The following is a 14221-nucleotide window of genomic DNA, read 5'->3' as shown; positions in this document are numbered from 1 at the left end:
ACCTCACTTTCCCTTGTCTATTTCGCCCATGGGGCCTCCACCGGCCGCTTCCGCCGCCGGATCCGTTGCGCCGGACGTGCCGGCCGGGTCCTCGAAGCGGAACGACTCCGCGATCGCGTCGAAGACCTCGTAGAACTGGTCCGCCAGATCCACGTTGGGGGTGGAGCTGGCGAGCACCAGATAGTCCCGGCTGTTCGGCACCGGGATCAGGGTGTGCCGCACCGCGGTGGGGACGGCCGTCCCCTGGTAGTCCACGTCCTCGATCCTGGTGATCCGCCCGGCCGCTCCGACCTGGGGTAGTTCCACCAACTCCACCTCGCCGGGGGGCAGTCCGGTGCCTTCCGCCGCGGTGCCGAGCTGCATGCCGGCCGCGACGACGAGGTCCGCCAGATCCTCCGACTGATCCTCGGGAACGGAGATCCGCAGCACGACCGTCGTGGCGCTGAGCACCAGGGGGCCGCTGCCCGCGCGGAGAATCCTGAGCATCCCCGACGCCCGCAGCGCGCCCTGCGCGTGCGCCTCGCGGGCGGTGCGCCGGGTACTGCGGATCAGCTCGTCCACCTGCTCGCGGGAGAGCTGCGGGGCCTTCTTCACCTGCGACTCGATACGGCGGCGGATCGACGCGTCCCGGGTGTTCGGGTCGAGGTCGAGATGCCACCAGGAGTCGGGGAACCTCAACGTGTAGCCCGCGGGCGCGCCCGCCGGCTGCTCCGTGACCGGATGCGTCATGACGCCTTTCCCTTCCGCACGACGTCTCCTGTCACGCGTTCTTCTTCGATTCGTCCAGCGAGTTGGCGCTGTCCTCGTCCGTCTTCGTGAAGTTCTCGGAGATCGTGTCCGTGTTCTCGGAGAACGTCTTCACGTTGTCGTGAACCCGTTCGTGACCCGCCACCCACGCCTTGTCGAACTCGTCGAGAGCGTGCGCGAGCTTGCTGTCACCGGCGAAGCTCTTGAAGTCCTTCCGGTCGCCCGCGGCGTGAAAGAGCGTCGCGGAGTCCCCGATCAGATCCCCGATGTTCTGGAGCTCCTTGGCCGTGTCCTTGAGATCCTGCACGGGAACGCTGATGCGACCCATCGGTGTCTCCTCTCCTGCTCCGGCCGTCCGGCCCCGCCCTCACCGGGAGGACGGGGCCGGACGGTGCGGGGCACGTCAGCCGATGGAGCCGGACGTCTGGTCGTCGGTGTCGACGAACGCGTCGGCGACCTGCTTGATGAACTCGCTGACGCCGTGCAGGCCCTCGATCGCGTTCTGGGTGCCGTTCTTGTACTCCTCCCAGTACGGACGGAACTTGGTCTCGGAGCCCGGGGTGGCGTAGGCCGCCTCGACCATCTCGTCCATCTTGGTGTTGGCCTCGTGGAGGCTCTGCTGCATCTGCTCCTTCTGGTTCTGGAGCCAGGTCGCCGCCTCCCGCATCTCGTCCGGGCTGATCTGGATGTTGCCGCCGGCCATGCCGATTCCTTCCCTCGCTGCGTATCGCCGCGGCCGCTGGGCCGCACACACGGGGCTGTACGGGGCACCTGCGCGGGCGGTTCACGCCTGTTGCGGAACGGTGACGAAGGCGGCAGGACGGCGCGCCGACCGGGACTGCGGCCGGGTGTCAACTCGGCCCGACAGCCGGGACGTTATGGCACGCGACCCGAAAATGATCTGGACAACAAGCCAGCCCCAGGCCGTTGACCTGGGGCTTCCATGTGGTGTGGTCGCGCTGTCCCGCCAGAGCTCCGCCTTCGCCGACAACCCCCGGTGCCGGCGAGCGGTGCGATGTCGCGCGAGGGCTTACGGGTGGTACTTCTCCTCGACCGTCTCGCCGGCGCCGGACTTGGGGTTCATGGTGACGCGGACGGTCACGCTGCTGGTCTTCGCAGCCTTCTCCAACTGCTCCACGGTGCACTTCGAGGTGCCGTAGCCGTCATCGCCGATGGTCACCCGGCCCTCGTCGACGGAGCAGATCGCGGCCGCGCCGAGGATCTTTGTGGCGTTGGCGACAAGGAACGCCTGGTCCGTGCCGCCGCCCTGGGGCTTGACGATCAGCTTGCCGGGCGCGAGGTACTCCAGCGTGCCGACGATCGTGCGGTGGTTACCCGCGTGGGCGACGCCGCCCCCGCCGGGGGCGGACTCGCTGCCGGTGCGGGCGGCGGACGACGCCGAGGCGGACTTGCCGCCGTTCTGGCCCTGCGAGCCGGAGTTGCCCGAGGAGGAGCCGCCGGCCGAGGACGAGGCGTGCTGCGAGTCGGACGCGGTCGAAGAGCCCGAGGAGCCGGCGGCGCCCGTCGTCCCGGAGCCCTGCCCGCAGGCCGTGGTCCCCAGGCCCAGCGCCGCCGCGGCGACGATGGTGGCGGCGATGCGGCGGCCGGCGCGGCCGCGGAAGCGGTTGGTGGCGGTGGCGGTGTTCATCATGTGCTCCCGTTGCTCTGTTCTCTCGTTTCGCTCCCGGACGACAATCAGCTTCGAAGATCGAGTTGGCGTTCCGCTAATGGACGGCTAACGGCCTTGATGACGTAGGGAAAGTTCATGACGTAGGGAGAGTCCGATCGCACCGCCGTCAGCCGGTTGCCGTCGTGGCTTCGCAGATGAGGGTCCGCCCTGCCCAAGGCGTCCAGGAGCCGGATGGAGACCTCGGGCATGCACTCCGCTACCTCGTCGGGCGTGCCGCGCCCCGGATGACGACCGGCCGTCGTGCCCCGGCGACACCAACTCGTACGCGGGCAAGCGCCTTGCGATCCTGCGCCTTCCTCCGCACCGACCTCCGCCGCCACCTCGACCGGTACGCGGAGAAGGGCGCGGGCGGACTGCTGTTCGTGGGAGAGAAGGGCAAGCCGTTCCGGCGGTCCACCTTCGGGCGGAAATGGCGAAAGGCCTGCGCGCTCGTCTGCATGCCGGAGGGGTTCCGCTTCTACGGCCTTCGTCACACCGGCCACACCCTGCCGGCCCGATCCGGCGCCACCCTCAAGGACATGATGGTCCGTGCCGGCCAGTCGTCGAAGAAGGCTGCGCTGATCTACCAGCACTCGGATCTTGAGCGGCAACAGGAAGTCGCGAGCGGGCTGGACGACCTCGTGCGGGCCGCTCGTACGAAGGCCGATCAGAAGCCTTCTGGTGCGCATCTGGTGCGGGACGCTTGAACCCGGTCCGGACAACGAACAAGGCCCAGGTCTTCGACCTGGGCCTCAACTATGGAGCGGGTGACGGGAATCGAACCCGCGCTTCGAGCCTGGGAATCAGGGCGCTTCCGGGTGCCCAGTGCCCGCATGGCCAGCGAAGATGCAGCGGGTGGGACGGTCGCCGGGTTGCTTCTCCGTCCCTTGTCGACCGTTGGATACCGCTCTATCCGGCACGACACTGGCACGGTGGTGTACTCGGTCCAGAACGGGAGCGTTCCGGCAGCGCGGGGCTGAGCAGGAGGGGCGCGGGGTGTCCGCAGCTGGTCATGTGGGTCATGTGGCCGTCGTCGGGGATCTCCAGCAGCAGGGCGGTGACGAAGCGCTCCCCGGCCTCCTCCGCCGGCTCGAAGTCGGCCTGGTAGCGGGACACGCTCTGCTCCAGGGCGGCGGCCAGCGCAGGCAGGTCGGTGTGCTGGTGGGCGGCCTCGCGGAAGGCCCCGAGGAGGAGGGCTGCTTCTCCGATGGCCGTCAGACCCTTGCCCAACGCACGTCGCCGCTCATCACTCGCGTCCCCCCTTCGATGCGGGTGGCCGCGTACAGGTCACCGCCGACCTGGGCCTCGTTCTCGGCAGCCAGGTACAGGGAGTTGGCCTGGGGCTTTCCTCCGTAGGCGGGTGACGGGAATCGCCGCTGCGCCCTCGGAGTTTCCACGATGCTCAGATACCTTCCGCCGCATCTGGTACCTGAGCAACGACTGCTTGGGCGGGCGAACGTGAGGTCGGCAGGCTTGCGCCATGGCCGCCTTCGGAGTCCCAGACCGAAACCAGGGACAGTTCCATCTCCTCCGCGATCCGGCGTTGCTCCGCCTCATCCATCAGGGCGCTCGCGGTGAGGGTGCCCAGCGGATCGGCGGCCTCTGTCATGAGCCGGGCGGCGGTGGCCGGGCTGGTCTCCGGAGGGATGACCAGCAGGTCCCAGCGGCCGACGGTGTAGGAGAGCAGCAGCAGCTTGTGGGGATCTTGCTCGGCCTTGAACCAGCCGACACCCACCACATGCCCGTCGACGGGCACCTTCCGTGGGATGACCGGCCAGAACGTGGGGTTCACCGTGACGTGGGTGATCCGCCCCCACAGCGGGTCGAGTGCCGCCGTCAGTGCAGGAAGTTCCGCTGTGAGGTCACGGGAGCGGGGCCACCACGCGCCGTCGAGCAGAGCCGGAGCGGTGCCGGCCGGTGGCAGCATGAGTCGTAGGGGCAGCGAAGAGGTCCGGTCTTCGACCGTCGGCGCATACGGAATGGTCGTGGTCATGACGCGGACCTTGCCCCCGGCCGACTGCAACCGGCCCGGTGTCTGAATCGCCGAAAACGACACGAGCATGGAAGCCGGTGTACGGAGTGCCCTCGGTAGTTGTAGCTTACTCCCGCTCACTCCCCCCGGACCGGTGCGGAGCGACGGAGTGAACGACACAGGAGACCTTGGCGTGGCCGGCCGGAGAATCGCCTCGTCAAGGGGGGCGAAGACCAGGTGCAGGGTCGTGCGGTCAGCTGAGGAACGACAGCCGGACTCGGCGTTCCGGGCTGTCCCGGTCGGCGTTCACCAGTACGACGGACTGCGAGCTCCCGAGCTCCAGCTCACCGTCGACCACCGGCAACGTGGCGTGTGGTGGGACCAGAGCCAGGAGCATGCGGGCGCTGCTGTGACCAGGACTGCCGGGGCGGTCTTGCGGACGGTGCGGCATGGGAGCCATGTCGCGGAGGGCCGCCAGCAGGTCATCCTCGCTGCCTGCGCCGGTCTCGATAATGGCCAGGCCGGACGTCGCGTGGTGGGTGAAGATGTTCAGCAGTCCGTTTCGCCCGTGAGCGGCCTCCCGGAGGAACGCGGAGCATGCGTTCGTGAGGTCGTGCAGGGTCTCCGTCGAGCCGGTTGTGATGTTGATCGTGCGGGTCGTGAAGGTGCCAGCCATAATTCACCGGTACCCCTCGCGGAGCCCGGACACTAACGGCCGGATGGGTTGTTCCCCCGGAACTCCGCCGGTAAGGGGACGCGCTCCCCTCCACGGACAGATTGCTCGTGCCGTCTCGTCCGAGCCCCGCAAGCGAGCCCCGGACCGCGACCTCCTCGCCCGCCCGGCCCACATGCCTGCTTTGGTGTCACCGTTACGGGCAATGTGGCAGCCGAATGGTCCGGACGCCGCCTGAGCATTGCGTCAACCGTGTTCTTCTTCGGCCTCCATGCGTCGAATGCCTTGGTGCGTCAGCGCGACCATGGCCGGTGTATTGCCCGAGGCCCAGTCGACGGTGATCAAGCCCTCACCCACCAGATAGGTGCAGGCTGCAGCCAGATCCTCTTCGGGGATCCCGAGTTCCTGGAGCAGATTCGCCCCGGTGATCCCCAGAAGGCGGTTGCCTTCACTGGACTCGTACAGAGCCTGCATGATCTTCTCGCGGTACGCCTTCCGGTCGGCCAGTGATGCCATGACTGCCACCTCGGGAAAATTGCGCCGTGCTGATCGCGGCGGAGGGGGGCCGCGATGACCGGTCGAGGAGCCGACGCTGTCGCGGCTGCGTATCTGAGGCCCGGATTCCTCAGACCTCGTCCGCATGCGGGCGGTCACGCGCGGCTGACTTGCTGGGCACCAGCCATCGCGGGGCCGTCGCGTTGGGCTCGGGGCTGTGCGTGGTGTCCACCGTGATGTGGAGCCGGGTCCCGCCATCGTGGCCGGCGGGGTAGCTGCGCTGTTCGGTGGCTTGGAAGCAGTGCCGCAGAACTTCTGCGACGCGGCGGGCGGCCTCGGGGGATGCGGCGACGATACGGTCCTCGGCCATCCCTGCCGAAGGCATCGTCTGTCCAGGTCTCATGCCGGCCTCTCTGTCAGGCGAGGTGCCCACGGGGTGAGGCGAAGGCTCACACCTACCGCCGCCGGTCATGGAGCGGTGGGACGGTTGGCGTCCTCGCCGCCCTTGTCGTGCCGTCCGTGGCGAGTTGCCGACGTACGGCGGAATGATCCTGCTGGGCCCACCGATGGCCTTCCGGCTCCGGCGAGGGTGGGAGCGCTCGAAATATCCCGATGCGTTCACCGTACTCCGGCCGGCGGTCCACCGACCCCACGCGAGACCAGGCGTTCATGGAGGCGGGCCGTGCGCCGCATGGGCACTCCACGCCCTGCCGACGCTGATCACGACCGCCGCGTTGGACCGTGTGCCGACGGCACGGACGACCATGCCGGGGGCCGTGATTGTGTCCCTGGGCTCGGCGATGATCGCGTCGCTGACCTCGGCAGCACAAGCCAGCCCCGGCCGTACCGGCACTGAGGGCGGCGGCGAGCCGGGGCGGCGGAGCGATGGCAGGGCTCTTCCGCCGTTGCTTTCGGCCAGGTCCCTCCGTGAAATGTGAGCGCAGGCGTGCGGCAGCTGCGAGCGGGTATCCGGAAACCCTGGCAATGGCGAGCGTCGTTTGAGGTGCGGCCGGGCGGCACTTGGCCGTCCTCGCTCACTCGGTGCCTGCGGTGAGCAGGTCCGCTCCCGAAAGCTCTTCCGTCAGCCGGGCTGCCATGGGTTTCGCGCTTCTGCGTTCTCGGTGATGTGGCATGAGGAGGGTGGGCCGCAGCCGGCCGGGGGTGCCGACCGCGGCCCGGCCGCCTCGTCCGCTCCGGCGGGGTGAGGCGGCGGCTCAGGGGTTCAGGGAAGGAGTACGACCTTGCCCTTGTTGCGGCGGGCCTCGATGTCCCGGTGGGCGGCGGCGGCCTGGTCGAGCGGGTACGTACGCCACACGGGGACGTCGAGTTCGCCGGCCGCGGCCAGCTGCACCAGCCGCGGCAGGGAGTCTTCGGCGTGGTCGGCGCTGCCGGCGCTGAAGCGGACACCGTGCTCGGCGGCGGACATGTCGGCGATGGTGATCACGCGTGCGCTGTCGCCGGTCAGGGCGACGGAGTCGGCGAGGACGCCGGCGCCGGAGGCGTCGAAGACGAAGTCGACTCCCTCGGGGGCCGCGGCCTTCACCCGCTCCGCCCAGCCGTCGCCGTAACGGACCGCGGCGGCGCCCAGCGCGGTGAGGCGCTCGACGTCGTGCTCGCCGACGGTCCCGACGACGGTGATGCCGCGGGCGACGGCCAGTTGCACGGCGATGGTGCCCACACTGCCCGCGGCGCCGTGGACGAGCAGGGTCTGCCCGGCCTGCGCACCCAGCTGCCGCAGGACACGGGACGCGGTCTCGCCAACCGTGACCAGCGAGGCGGCGACCTCCCACGACAGGGCCCGGGGCCTGGCCACCGGCCGCTCCAGCAGGGCGTACTCGGCGTAGCTGCCGCCGACGGCGGCACCGAGGACCTCGTCCCCCACGGCCGCAACGGCTCCCTCGCCGACGGCATCGACGACACCGGCCGCGTCCAGGCCGGGGACCACGGGGAAGCGCGCCGGGGCGGCCTTCGCCATCAGACCGGACCGGATCTTGAGGTCGAGGGGGTTCACGGAGGCGGCCCGCACCCGGATCCGGACCTGGCCCGGCCCGGGCTCCGGCGGGGTGACCTCCGACGGCCGCAGCACCTCGGGCGCGCCGTACTCGGAGAAGGTGATTGCTGTGGACATCGGAAACTCCCAGGTCAGGTAGGGGCGAGAAGGGAGGCAACGGCACGCGCTGTGACTCACTGTGCGGCTGCCCCGGTGCAGTCGCCGCTCAGGCGGTGAGGGTGGGGTAGTCGGTGTAGCCGCGGTGGTCGCCGCCGTAGAAGGTGGCCTTGTCGGGGTCGTTGAACGGGCCGCCGGAGGCGAGGCGCCGGGGCAGGTCGGGGTTGGCCAGGAACAGCGCCCCGTAGGCCACCATGTCCGCGCTCCCGTCCTCGATCAGACCCAGCGCGTCGGGGCCGGTGGCGTCGGGGTAGGTGAACGGGTTGAGGACGAACGTGCCGGGCCAGCTCTTGCGCAGCCGCGGGGTCAGGTCCCGGTTCGGCCCTTCCATCAGGTGCAGGTAGGCGAGGTCCAGGCCGGCGAGCCGGTCCAGCAGGGCGAGGTAGACCTCGTCCGGGGTGTCCTCGACGATGTCGTTGAACTGGTTCCCGGGCGAGAGCCGCAGGCCCACCCGGTCGCTGCCGATCGCCTCGGCCACGGCGGTGACGACCTCGACGGCGAAGCGGATCCGGCCCTCGGTGGTGCCGCCCCACGCGTCGGTGCGGTGGTTGGTGTTGGGCGCGAGGAACTGGTGGATCAGGTAGCCGTTGGCGCCGTGCAGTTCCACGCCGTCGAACCCGGCCTCGACCGCGTTGCGGGCGGCGTCGGCGAAGTCGGCGACGGTCTGCCGGATCTCCGCCTCGCTCAGCTCCTTCGGCGTCACGAACTCCTTCGGCCCCTCGTGGGTGAAGACCCGGCCCTCGGCGGCCACGGCCGACGGCCCCACCGGCAGCAGCCCGTCGGGCAGCAGGCTCGGGTGCCCGATCCGGCCGGTGTGCATCAGCTGCGCGAAGATCGCGCCGCCCTCACGGTGCACGGCGTCGGTCACCGTCCGCCATGCCCGCACCTGGCCGGGCGTGTGCAGGCCGGGGGTGTCGGGGTAGCCCTGGCCGACCGGCGAGGGCTGGATGCCCTCCGTGACGATCAGCCCGGCGGCGGCCCGCTGCGCGTAGTACGTCGCCATCAGCTCGGTCGGCCCGGCGCCCGGACCGTAGGCGCGGCTGCGGGTCATCGGCGCCATCACGAGGCGGTTCGCCAGGGGCTTGCCGCCCACGGCGATCGGATCGAAAGCAGTGGTCATGGGTTTCTTCCTCCGGGTGAGTAGTGCCGGCGGCCGGGCGCTCACGAGCCCGCACCAGCAGATGCCTGCCTGAACAAGTAAATCACCTGTCCGAACAGGTAACGACCCCGAATCCATCTCCGCTTTCCAATGTGAAGCACGTAACAGGTTGCTACCTGCCCGTATGCGCCCTGGTGGCGGCGTAGATGCCGCCAGTTATCGCATGGGAAGGTAGGCTTATGCTGCCTAAGCAGGAAAGTGAGGTTCCGATGACGCAGTCCACGCCGGAAACCGGGAAGAGCCCCGCGGCGGCGGGGCAGGAGGTCACCGTTCCGGTACCGGCCGCGGCCGGCGGCGGGCCGGTCAGTCACGCGATCTTCCGCCTGGCCCGCCTGCACCGCATGTTCGCCGGACAACTACTGCGCCGGATCGGCCTGCACCCGGGCCAGGAGCTGGTGATGATGCACCTGTGGGAGCTCGGCCCCCAGAGGCAGGCCGACCTGGTACGGCTGATGGACTCCGACGCCGCCACCATGACCCGCACCGTCCGGCGCCTGGAGCAGGCCGGCTTCGTCCGCCGCCGCCCCTCGCCCACCGACAAGCGCGCCTCACTCATCGAACCCACGGCGGCCAGCCATGCCCTGCGCCGTGAGGTCGAGCAGGTCTGGAGCCACCTGGAGGACCTCTCCACGGCAGGCCTCTCCGCCGACGAGCGAACCGCCGCCCTGCACACCCTCGAACGCCTGGAACAGAACCTCGTCCAGGCTGCCGCCGATCCCGACGGAGCATGCGGGGAGAATTAGCACCTCGACGGCCGCAATGGCAGCAAAAGGGTTGCCGGCAAAGGGGTTGCCGGCAAAGGGGATTGAGGGGATTGACCACCCACCAGCGGCGCTCCGCAGTGCTGTCGGCGCCCTGGAACCTCTACGTCCAACAGGCACAAGGGGCGCCGGAGCGACGTCCGGAAGCCTCGTCCGTCACCCGCCGTTCAAGGTGGTTCCCCGCCCCGTCGGACACGGATCGGGCACGCCGTGAGCACCGCTTCAGAAGTGCGATGGAGCGGCCTGCCGGCCCCTGGACCGCCGCGCCTACGCAGCCGCTAGCCCCCCTTGGCTTTGGAACGGGATGTCCGTCGCCGGGGCTACCTTCCAGCTCAGGTCGGTCCCGGACGCCCCGGTGCCAGCGAATGCAGCCGGGCCTGCTGATCGCGCTGCTGACGAGATCGCTGGAGAACGCTCCGAGCTGCTGCTGTTGGTGTCAGCCGCTGATGTCAGCGGCGGTCCGGTGAAGCGCGCCCCTACCCGTCAGTCTTACCGAGCCACCCCTGGGGGAAGAGCGGCGCAGGTATCAGCGCGGCAAAGGCGATCTGAGCCACGGCCTGGCACACGCTTTCGGGCGGGCCGGTGTACAGGAGGGGCCACGCACAGAGGATCAGCGGGACGGCAAGCAGCACACGGAACCGGACCACGCCCATGCGCTTGTGGACCGATACCGCGAAAACCGCGATGAGCAGGGTGGGAATGCCGATGATCGGCAGCACGTCCAGCCCCAGCACCATGCTCTTCACGAAGCTGTCTTCCCACCGATCCGTCTGCGAGACGGCTACCCAGGCTGCCATGTGGATGAGCACGTACATGAGCACGCACCACCCCATCCGTCCCAGCACGGGCCCCAGCCTCCGGGCGTCTCCCTGCTGCACTGCCATCCCCCCACGACCCAAGCCCCTGCATTTGAACGCATTTCAATGTAGTTCATGGGTTCGCTTGCAAGGCGAATGCGTCGGGCTCCGCGAAGGCCACTGAAAGGCGTAGGTCGGCGGAGCGGCTTTGGGCGGGAGCCGCCTACTGCGATGGCACTTCGAGTGGCCTGCTTGACGGCCCCGGCACGTACCCGAATTCCCCGTGAGTCACCGGGTGTTCGGGCACGCAACGGGCAGAGCTGCGCCGGACGTGAACCTGGACACGATGGTGCTCCGGATAAGGCAGGACGCGCCTGAGCTGACTACCGGCCGGCGTGCCTTCGGGGACACGAAGTCGGAGGCAGGCAGACGGCACTTGGCCCTGCCCGCCTTCCTGCACGCCGATCTGCGGCGTCACCTCGACTGGTACGCGGAAGAGGGCGCAGATGGGCTGCTGTTCGTGGGGGAGAAGGGTGCACCGTCTCGCCGTTCCTCGTTCGGGCGTAAGTGGCGGAGGGCACGGGCGGCTGTCGGGTTGCCGGACGACTTCCGCTTCTACGATCTCCGTCACACCGGGCACACACAGACCACGCGATCGGGCGCGACGCTGAAGGACACGATGGTGCGGGTGGGGCAGTCCTCCGAGACGGCTGCGCTCTTCTCTCAGCACTCGAATCTGGACCGTCAGAAAGAGGTCGCGAGTGGCCTGGACGCCATGGTGCGGGCTGCGCGGCAGAAGCCGGAGGCTGGACCGGATCAGGATCGATCGGGCACGTAGCGGGCACGAAACGCTCAGCACGGTCGAGACAACACAGAGGCCCAGTCGGGGAGTTAGCTCCCTGAACTGGGCCTTCGTCTTTGGAGCGGGTGACGGGAATCGAACCCGCGCTCTGAGCTTAGGAATCAATGGGGCGTGTACCCGCCATTGCGGGCCTGACCTGTATAAATGAGGACTTTGGGGCAGAGAGAAGAGGGTCGGTGGGGACCCGTGTTGACCGTGATTCACCGCTCGTCGGGGCATGCGGAGGGCACGGGCTTCGTCGGGAGGCAACTGCCTCCGCGCCGCTTGGACTGCTGGTTCGGTGGCCCGGCGTGCCGCGCCGCGATCCGCCCCCGACGGTGGTGTGGTGTGGTGTGGTTCGGCCAGGCACGGCCGGTGCTCGGTCCGCGCCTGCGGAGCCTGGGCGGTGGCTGAGGGGGCCGACGCATTTCCGGTCGAATGCGGGCGAGCGTCGATGCTGAATATCTCATGCCGCAACTGTAGAAATGGCCACTGGCGCGGTAAGGGTTTTTTGCCCTCTCGAAACCGTCGGGATCATGTGCTGCGCATGGCCGCCAGTACCGTGCTACCGTCGATCTCAGTTGCAGTTGTGGTTCCCAAGACTTCAAGCGTGCTCGCCGTCATACACGGCGGAGCGCTTTCGTATTTCCGGTGTTTATTTCCGGACGGGCAATCAACGCAGCGACACGGAGCCTGCATGGTGCGGGCTCCGGGCACTGCCCCGAAGGAGATATGACATGGCTACTGGCACCGTGAAGTGGTTCAACGCGGAAAAGGGTTTCGGCTTCATCGAGCAGGACGGTGGCGGCGCCGACGTCTTCGCCCACTACTCGAACATCGCCGCCCAGGGCTTCCGCGAGCTGCAGGAAGGCCAGAAGGTGAACTTCGACGTCACCCAGGGCCAGAAGGGCCCGCAGGCCGAGAACATCGTTCCCGCCTGACGCTGACGCTGACGCTGACGCTGACGCTGACGCTGACGCTGACGCTGACGCGTAACCGTAGCTGGGGCCCGCACCTTGGGTGCGGGCCCCAGCTCGTTGCTTTTTGCTGTTTCCCGTGCGCCCCGCAACGGCCGCACAAGCGTCGTGCGGGCAGCGAGTTCGATCTCCCGACCGCTATCACGCAACGGGAAATCCGCCCGGATTCATAATCCGGCAACTGTTTCGCTTTTCTCTGCGGCGTTGCCGATCCAGCTTAGACGCGCAGGGTCGACACGTTTCCGCCCCGCTTCGTTCCATCTCATTTCATCGGTTCGTTCTTGCGATTCTTTGTGCGCGGCTCCTTGCCGCCGGGAATTCCTCGACGTGCCGCATCGAGGAAGGTTCTCCATGAACCGCACAGCTCGCACGAATGACCGCTACTCCCGCTCTGCCGGCTCGTCCGGCTCAGGCCGCGGTGGCTACCGCTCCGGTGGGCCGAACCGCTCGGGCACGGGCCGTTCCGGAGGCCCCGGACGGCGTCCCGCGACACTGCAGGGAGAGTTCGCCCTGCCCGTCACCCACACTCCCGCCCTGCCCCCGGCCGAGACCTTCGCCGAGCTGGACATGTCGCCGGCGCTGCTGGCGGCCCTCGGCGCGGAAGGCATGTCCGCCCCGTTCCCCATCCAGGCCGCCACGCTGCCGAACTCGCTGGCCGGACGCGATGTTCTCGGCCGCGGACGCACCGGATCGGGCAAGACGCTGGCCTTCGGTCTGGCCCTGCTGGCCCGCACCGCCGGACAGCGCGCCGAGCCCCGCCAGCCGCTGGCCCTGGTCCTGGTCCCCACCCGGGAGCTGGCCCAGCAGGTCACCGACGCACTCACCCCCTACGCCCGGTCGCTGAAGCTGCGGCTGGCCACCGTCGTCGGCGGGATGTCGATCGGCCGGCAGTCCAGCGCACTGCGCGGCGGCGTCGAAGTGGTCGTCGCCACGCCGGGACGGCTCAAGGACCTCATCGAGCGCGGTGACTGCCGGCTGAACCAGGTCGGCATCACGGTGCTGGACGAGGCCGACCAGATGGCGGACATGGGCTTCATGCCTCAGGTCACCGCCCTGCTCGACCAGGTCCGGCCCGAGGGGCAGCGGATGCTCTTCTCGGCCACCCTGGACCGCAACGTGGACCTCCTGGTCCGGCGCTACCTCACCGACCCGGTGGTCCACTCCGTCGATCCCTCGGCGGGCGCGGTCACCACGATGGAGCACCATGTGCTGCACGTCCACGGGGCCGACAAGCACGCCACCACCACCGAGATCGCGGCCCGCGAAGGCCGGTCGATCATGTTCCTGGACACCAAGCACGCCGTGGACAACCTCACCAAGCACCTGCTGAACAGCGGCGTGCGCGCCGCGGCCCTGCATGGTGGCAAGTCCCAGCCCCAACGCACGCGCACGCTGGCCCAGTTCAAGACCGGACATGTCACCGTCCTGGTGGCCACCAACGTCGCAGCCCGCGGCATCCACGTCGACAACCTCGACCTCGTCGTCAACGTCGACCCGCCGAGCGACCACAAGGACTACCTGCACCGCGGTGGCCGTACAGCGCGCGCCGGCGAGTCCGGCAGTGTCGTCACCCTCGTCCTGCCCAACCAGCGCCGCACCATGAATCGCCTGATGGCGGACGCGGGCATCACCCCGCAGTCCACCCAGGTCCGCTCCGGCGAGGCCGAACTGAGCCGTATCACCGGCGCCCAGGCACCCTCCGGCATCCCGGTCACCATCGCCGCACCAGTCGTCGAACGCGCCAAGCGCAGCGGCTCTTCCACGCGCGGCCGCCGCAGCCGCCCCGCCCAGGCCCGCCGTGCCGCCGGGGCAGCCCGAACCGCGACACCGGCTGCGCGGCAGACCACCTCGGCCCGGGCCGCCTAGGTCCAATACCGGTGACTTTGGGGTGTTCGGGTCGTTGGGAGTGGTGTGCCAAGGCCCGGACAGGTGAAGTCGTCGGTGGATGACCGGCTTTCGGACC

At 69.1% G+C, this 14221-nt stretch carries 16 protein-coding genes and 2 pseudogenes; 5 read left to right on the top strand and 13 right to left on the bottom strand.

The genetic code is table 11. From position 1 onward, the window contains the following. Nucleotides 1–3: 3 nt before the first annotated feature. From ACGFWI_RS25565 to ACGFWI_RS25550, 4 genes are all read right to left on the bottom strand, one after another. Nucleotides 4–729, bottom strand: coding sequence for a hypothetical protein (locus ACGFWI_RS25565; protein ID WP_393908355.1), 726 nt, complete (start codon nucleotides 727–729; stop codon nucleotides 4–6). 31 nt (nucleotides 730–760) lie between these two features. Continuing rightward, complete coding sequence (locus ACGFWI_RS25560; protein ID WP_393908354.1) at nucleotides 761–1075, bottom strand: hypothetical protein; 315 nt, start codon at nucleotides 1073–1075, stop codon at nucleotides 761–763. Nucleotides 1076–1150: 75 nt separating this feature from the next. Further along, a complete protein-coding gene (locus ACGFWI_RS25555) occupies nucleotides 1151–1450 on the bottom strand; it encodes a WXG100 family type VII secretion target (protein WP_393908353.1) in 300 nt (99 codons plus the stop codon). A 327-nt stretch (nucleotides 1451–1777) separates the two neighbouring features. Beyond that, nucleotides 1778–2395, bottom strand: coding sequence for a hypothetical protein (locus ACGFWI_RS25550; RefSeq protein ID WP_393908352.1), 618 nt, complete (start codon nucleotides 2393–2395; stop codon nucleotides 1778–1780). Nucleotides 2396–2640: 245 nt separating this feature from the next. Here ACGFWI_RS25550 and ACGFWI_RS25545 point away from each other — a divergent pair. Continuing rightward, nucleotides 2641–3123 (top strand): annotated as a pseudogene (locus ACGFWI_RS25545) (site-specific integrase); the annotation flags it as partial. 202 nt (nucleotides 3124–3325) lie between these two features. On the opposite strand, the gene ACGFWI_RS25540 reads toward ACGFWI_RS25545, so the two are convergent. From ACGFWI_RS25540 to ACGFWI_RS25505, 8 genes are all read right to left on the bottom strand, one after another. After that, a complete protein-coding gene (locus ACGFWI_RS25540; RefSeq protein WP_393908351.1) occupies nucleotides 3326–3646 on the bottom strand; it encodes a SpoIIE family protein phosphatase in 321 nt (106 codons plus the stop codon). Beyond that, a complete protein-coding gene (locus ACGFWI_RS25535; protein WP_393908350.1) occupies nucleotides 3631–3813 on the bottom strand; it encodes a hypothetical protein in 183 nt (60 codons plus the stop codon). The genes ACGFWI_RS25540 and ACGFWI_RS25535 overlap by 16 nt, the downstream gene beginning before the upstream one ends. A 5-nt stretch (nucleotides 3814–3818) precedes the next feature. Then, nucleotides 3819–4409: a DUF5994 family protein gene (locus ACGFWI_RS25530; RefSeq protein WP_393908349.1), complete on the bottom strand. Its 591-nt coding sequence runs from the start codon at nucleotides 4407–4409 to the stop codon at nucleotides 3819–3821. Between the two features lie 232 nt (nucleotides 4410–4641). Further along, a complete protein-coding gene (locus ACGFWI_RS25525; protein WP_393908348.1) occupies nucleotides 4642–5064 on the bottom strand; it encodes a YjbQ family protein in 423 nt (140 codons plus the stop codon). Between the two features lie 243 nt (nucleotides 5065–5307). Then, complete coding sequence (locus ACGFWI_RS25520) at nucleotides 5308–5577, bottom strand: hypothetical protein (RefSeq protein WP_393908347.1); 270 nt, start codon at nucleotides 5575–5577, stop codon at nucleotides 5308–5310. A 109-nt stretch (nucleotides 5578–5686) separates the two neighbouring features. Next, nucleotides 5687–5959 (bottom strand): hypothetical protein, encoded by a 273-nt coding sequence (locus ACGFWI_RS25515; RefSeq protein WP_393908346.1) that lies wholly within the window; start codon nucleotides 5957–5959, stop codon nucleotides 5687–5689. Nucleotides 5960–6778: 819 nt separating this feature from the next. Next, nucleotides 6779–7684 carry an NADP-dependent oxidoreductase gene (locus ACGFWI_RS25510; protein WP_393908345.1) on the bottom strand — a complete coding sequence of 302 codons (906 nt, stop codon included), beginning with the start codon at nucleotides 7682–7684 and terminating at the stop codon, nucleotides 6779–6781. A gap of 88 nt (nucleotides 7685–7772) precedes the next feature. After that, entirely contained in the window at nucleotides 7773–8843 is a 1071-nt protein-coding gene (locus ACGFWI_RS25505; RefSeq protein ID WP_393908344.1) for an alkene reductase, read from the bottom strand. Between the two features lie 248 nt (nucleotides 8844–9091). On the opposite strand from ACGFWI_RS25505, the gene ACGFWI_RS25500 reads away from it, so the two are divergent. Further along, nucleotides 9092–9625, top strand: coding sequence for a MarR family winged helix-turn-helix transcriptional regulator (locus ACGFWI_RS25500; protein ID WP_393908343.1), 534 nt, complete (start codon nucleotides 9092–9094; stop codon nucleotides 9623–9625). A gap of 494 nt (nucleotides 9626–10119) precedes the next feature. On the opposite strand, the gene ACGFWI_RS25495 is transcribed toward ACGFWI_RS25500, so the two are convergent. After that, a complete protein-coding gene (locus ACGFWI_RS25495) occupies nucleotides 10120–10458 on the bottom strand; it encodes a hypothetical protein (protein ID WP_393908342.1) in 339 nt (112 codons plus the stop codon). 310 nt (nucleotides 10459–10768) lie between these two features. On the opposite strand from ACGFWI_RS25495, the pseudogene ACGFWI_RS25490 reads away from it, so the two are divergent. From ACGFWI_RS25490 to ACGFWI_RS25480, 3 genes and pseudogenes are all read left to right on the top strand, one after another. Further along, nucleotides 10769–11278 (top strand): annotated as a pseudogene (locus ACGFWI_RS25490) (site-specific integrase); the annotation flags it as partial. 740 nt (nucleotides 11279–12018) lie between these two features. After that, nucleotides 12019–12222 (top strand): cold-shock protein, encoded by a 204-nt coding sequence (locus ACGFWI_RS25485; protein ID WP_069775160.1) that lies wholly within the window; start codon nucleotides 12019–12021, stop codon nucleotides 12220–12222. 387 nt (nucleotides 12223–12609) lie between these two features. Next, nucleotides 12610–14124, top strand: coding sequence for a DEAD/DEAH box helicase (locus ACGFWI_RS25480; RefSeq protein WP_393908341.1), 1515 nt, complete (start codon nucleotides 12610–12612; stop codon nucleotides 14122–14124). Nucleotides 14125–14221 lie beyond the last annotated feature (97 nt).

Source organism: Streptomyces sp. NPDC048434 (genome assembly GCF_043200375.1).
GTDB lineage: Bacteria > Actinomycetota > Actinomycetes > Streptomycetales > Streptomycetaceae > Streptomyces.
The sequence above is the reverse complement of the archived record's forward strand: the minus strand, read 5'-3'. Positions and strand labels throughout refer to the sequence as shown.

What these genes read in the sequence shown, in the direction of transcription:
- ACGFWI_RS25565 (WP_393908355.1), bottom strand. Translation starts at nt 729, where the DNA reads ATGACGCATCCGGTCACGGAGCAGCCGGCGGGCGCGCCCGCGGGCTAC.
- ACGFWI_RS25560 (WP_393908354.1), bottom strand. Translation starts at nt 1,075, where the DNA reads ATGGGTCGCATCAGCGTTCCCGTGCAGGATCTCAAGGACACGGCCAAG.
- ACGFWI_RS25555 (WP_393908353.1), bottom strand. Translation starts at nt 1,450, where the DNA reads ATGGCCGGCGGCAACATCCAGATCAGCCCGGACGAGATGCGGGAGGCG.
- ACGFWI_RS25550 (WP_393908352.1), bottom strand. Translation starts at nt 2,395, where the DNA reads ATGAACACCGCCACCGCCACCAACCGCTTCCGCGGCCGCGCCGGCCGC.
- ACGFWI_RS25530 (WP_393908349.1), bottom strand. Translation starts at nt 4,409, where the DNA reads ATGACCACGACCATTCCGTATGCGCCGACGGTCGAAGACCGGACCTCT.
- ACGFWI_RS25525 (WP_393908348.1), bottom strand. Translation starts at nt 5,064, where the DNA reads ATGGCTGGCACCTTCACGACCCGCACGATCAACATCACAACCGGCTCG.
- ACGFWI_RS25520 (WP_393908347.1), bottom strand. Translation starts at nt 5,577, where the DNA reads ATGGCATCACTGGCCGACCGGAAGGCGTACCGCGAGAAGATCATGCAG.
- ACGFWI_RS25515 (WP_393908346.1), bottom strand. Translation starts at nt 5,959, where the DNA reads ATGAGACCTGGACAGACGATGCCTTCGGCAGGGATGGCCGAGGACCGT.
- ACGFWI_RS25510 (WP_393908345.1), bottom strand. Translation starts at nt 7,684, where the DNA reads ATGTCCACAGCAATCACCTTCTCCGAGTACGGCGCGCCCGAGGTGCTG.
- ACGFWI_RS25505 (WP_393908344.1), bottom strand. Translation starts at nt 8,843, where the DNA reads ATGACCACTGCTTTCGATCCGATCGCCGTGGGCGGCAAGCCCCTGGCG.
- ACGFWI_RS25500 (WP_393908343.1), top strand. Translation starts at nt 9,092, where the DNA reads ATGACGCAGTCCACGCCGGAAACCGGGAAGAGCCCCGCGGCGGCGGGG.
- ACGFWI_RS25495 (WP_393908342.1), bottom strand. Translation starts at nt 10,458, where the DNA reads ATGTACGTGCTCATCCACATGGCAGCCTGGGTAGCCGTCTCGCAGACG.
- ACGFWI_RS25485 (WP_069775160.1), top strand. Translation starts at nt 12,019, where the DNA reads ATGGCTACTGGCACCGTGAAGTGGTTCAACGCGGAAAAGGGTTTCGGC.
- ACGFWI_RS25480 (WP_393908341.1), top strand. Translation starts at nt 12,610, where the DNA reads ATGAACCGCACAGCTCGCACGAATGACCGCTACTCCCGCTCTGCCGGC.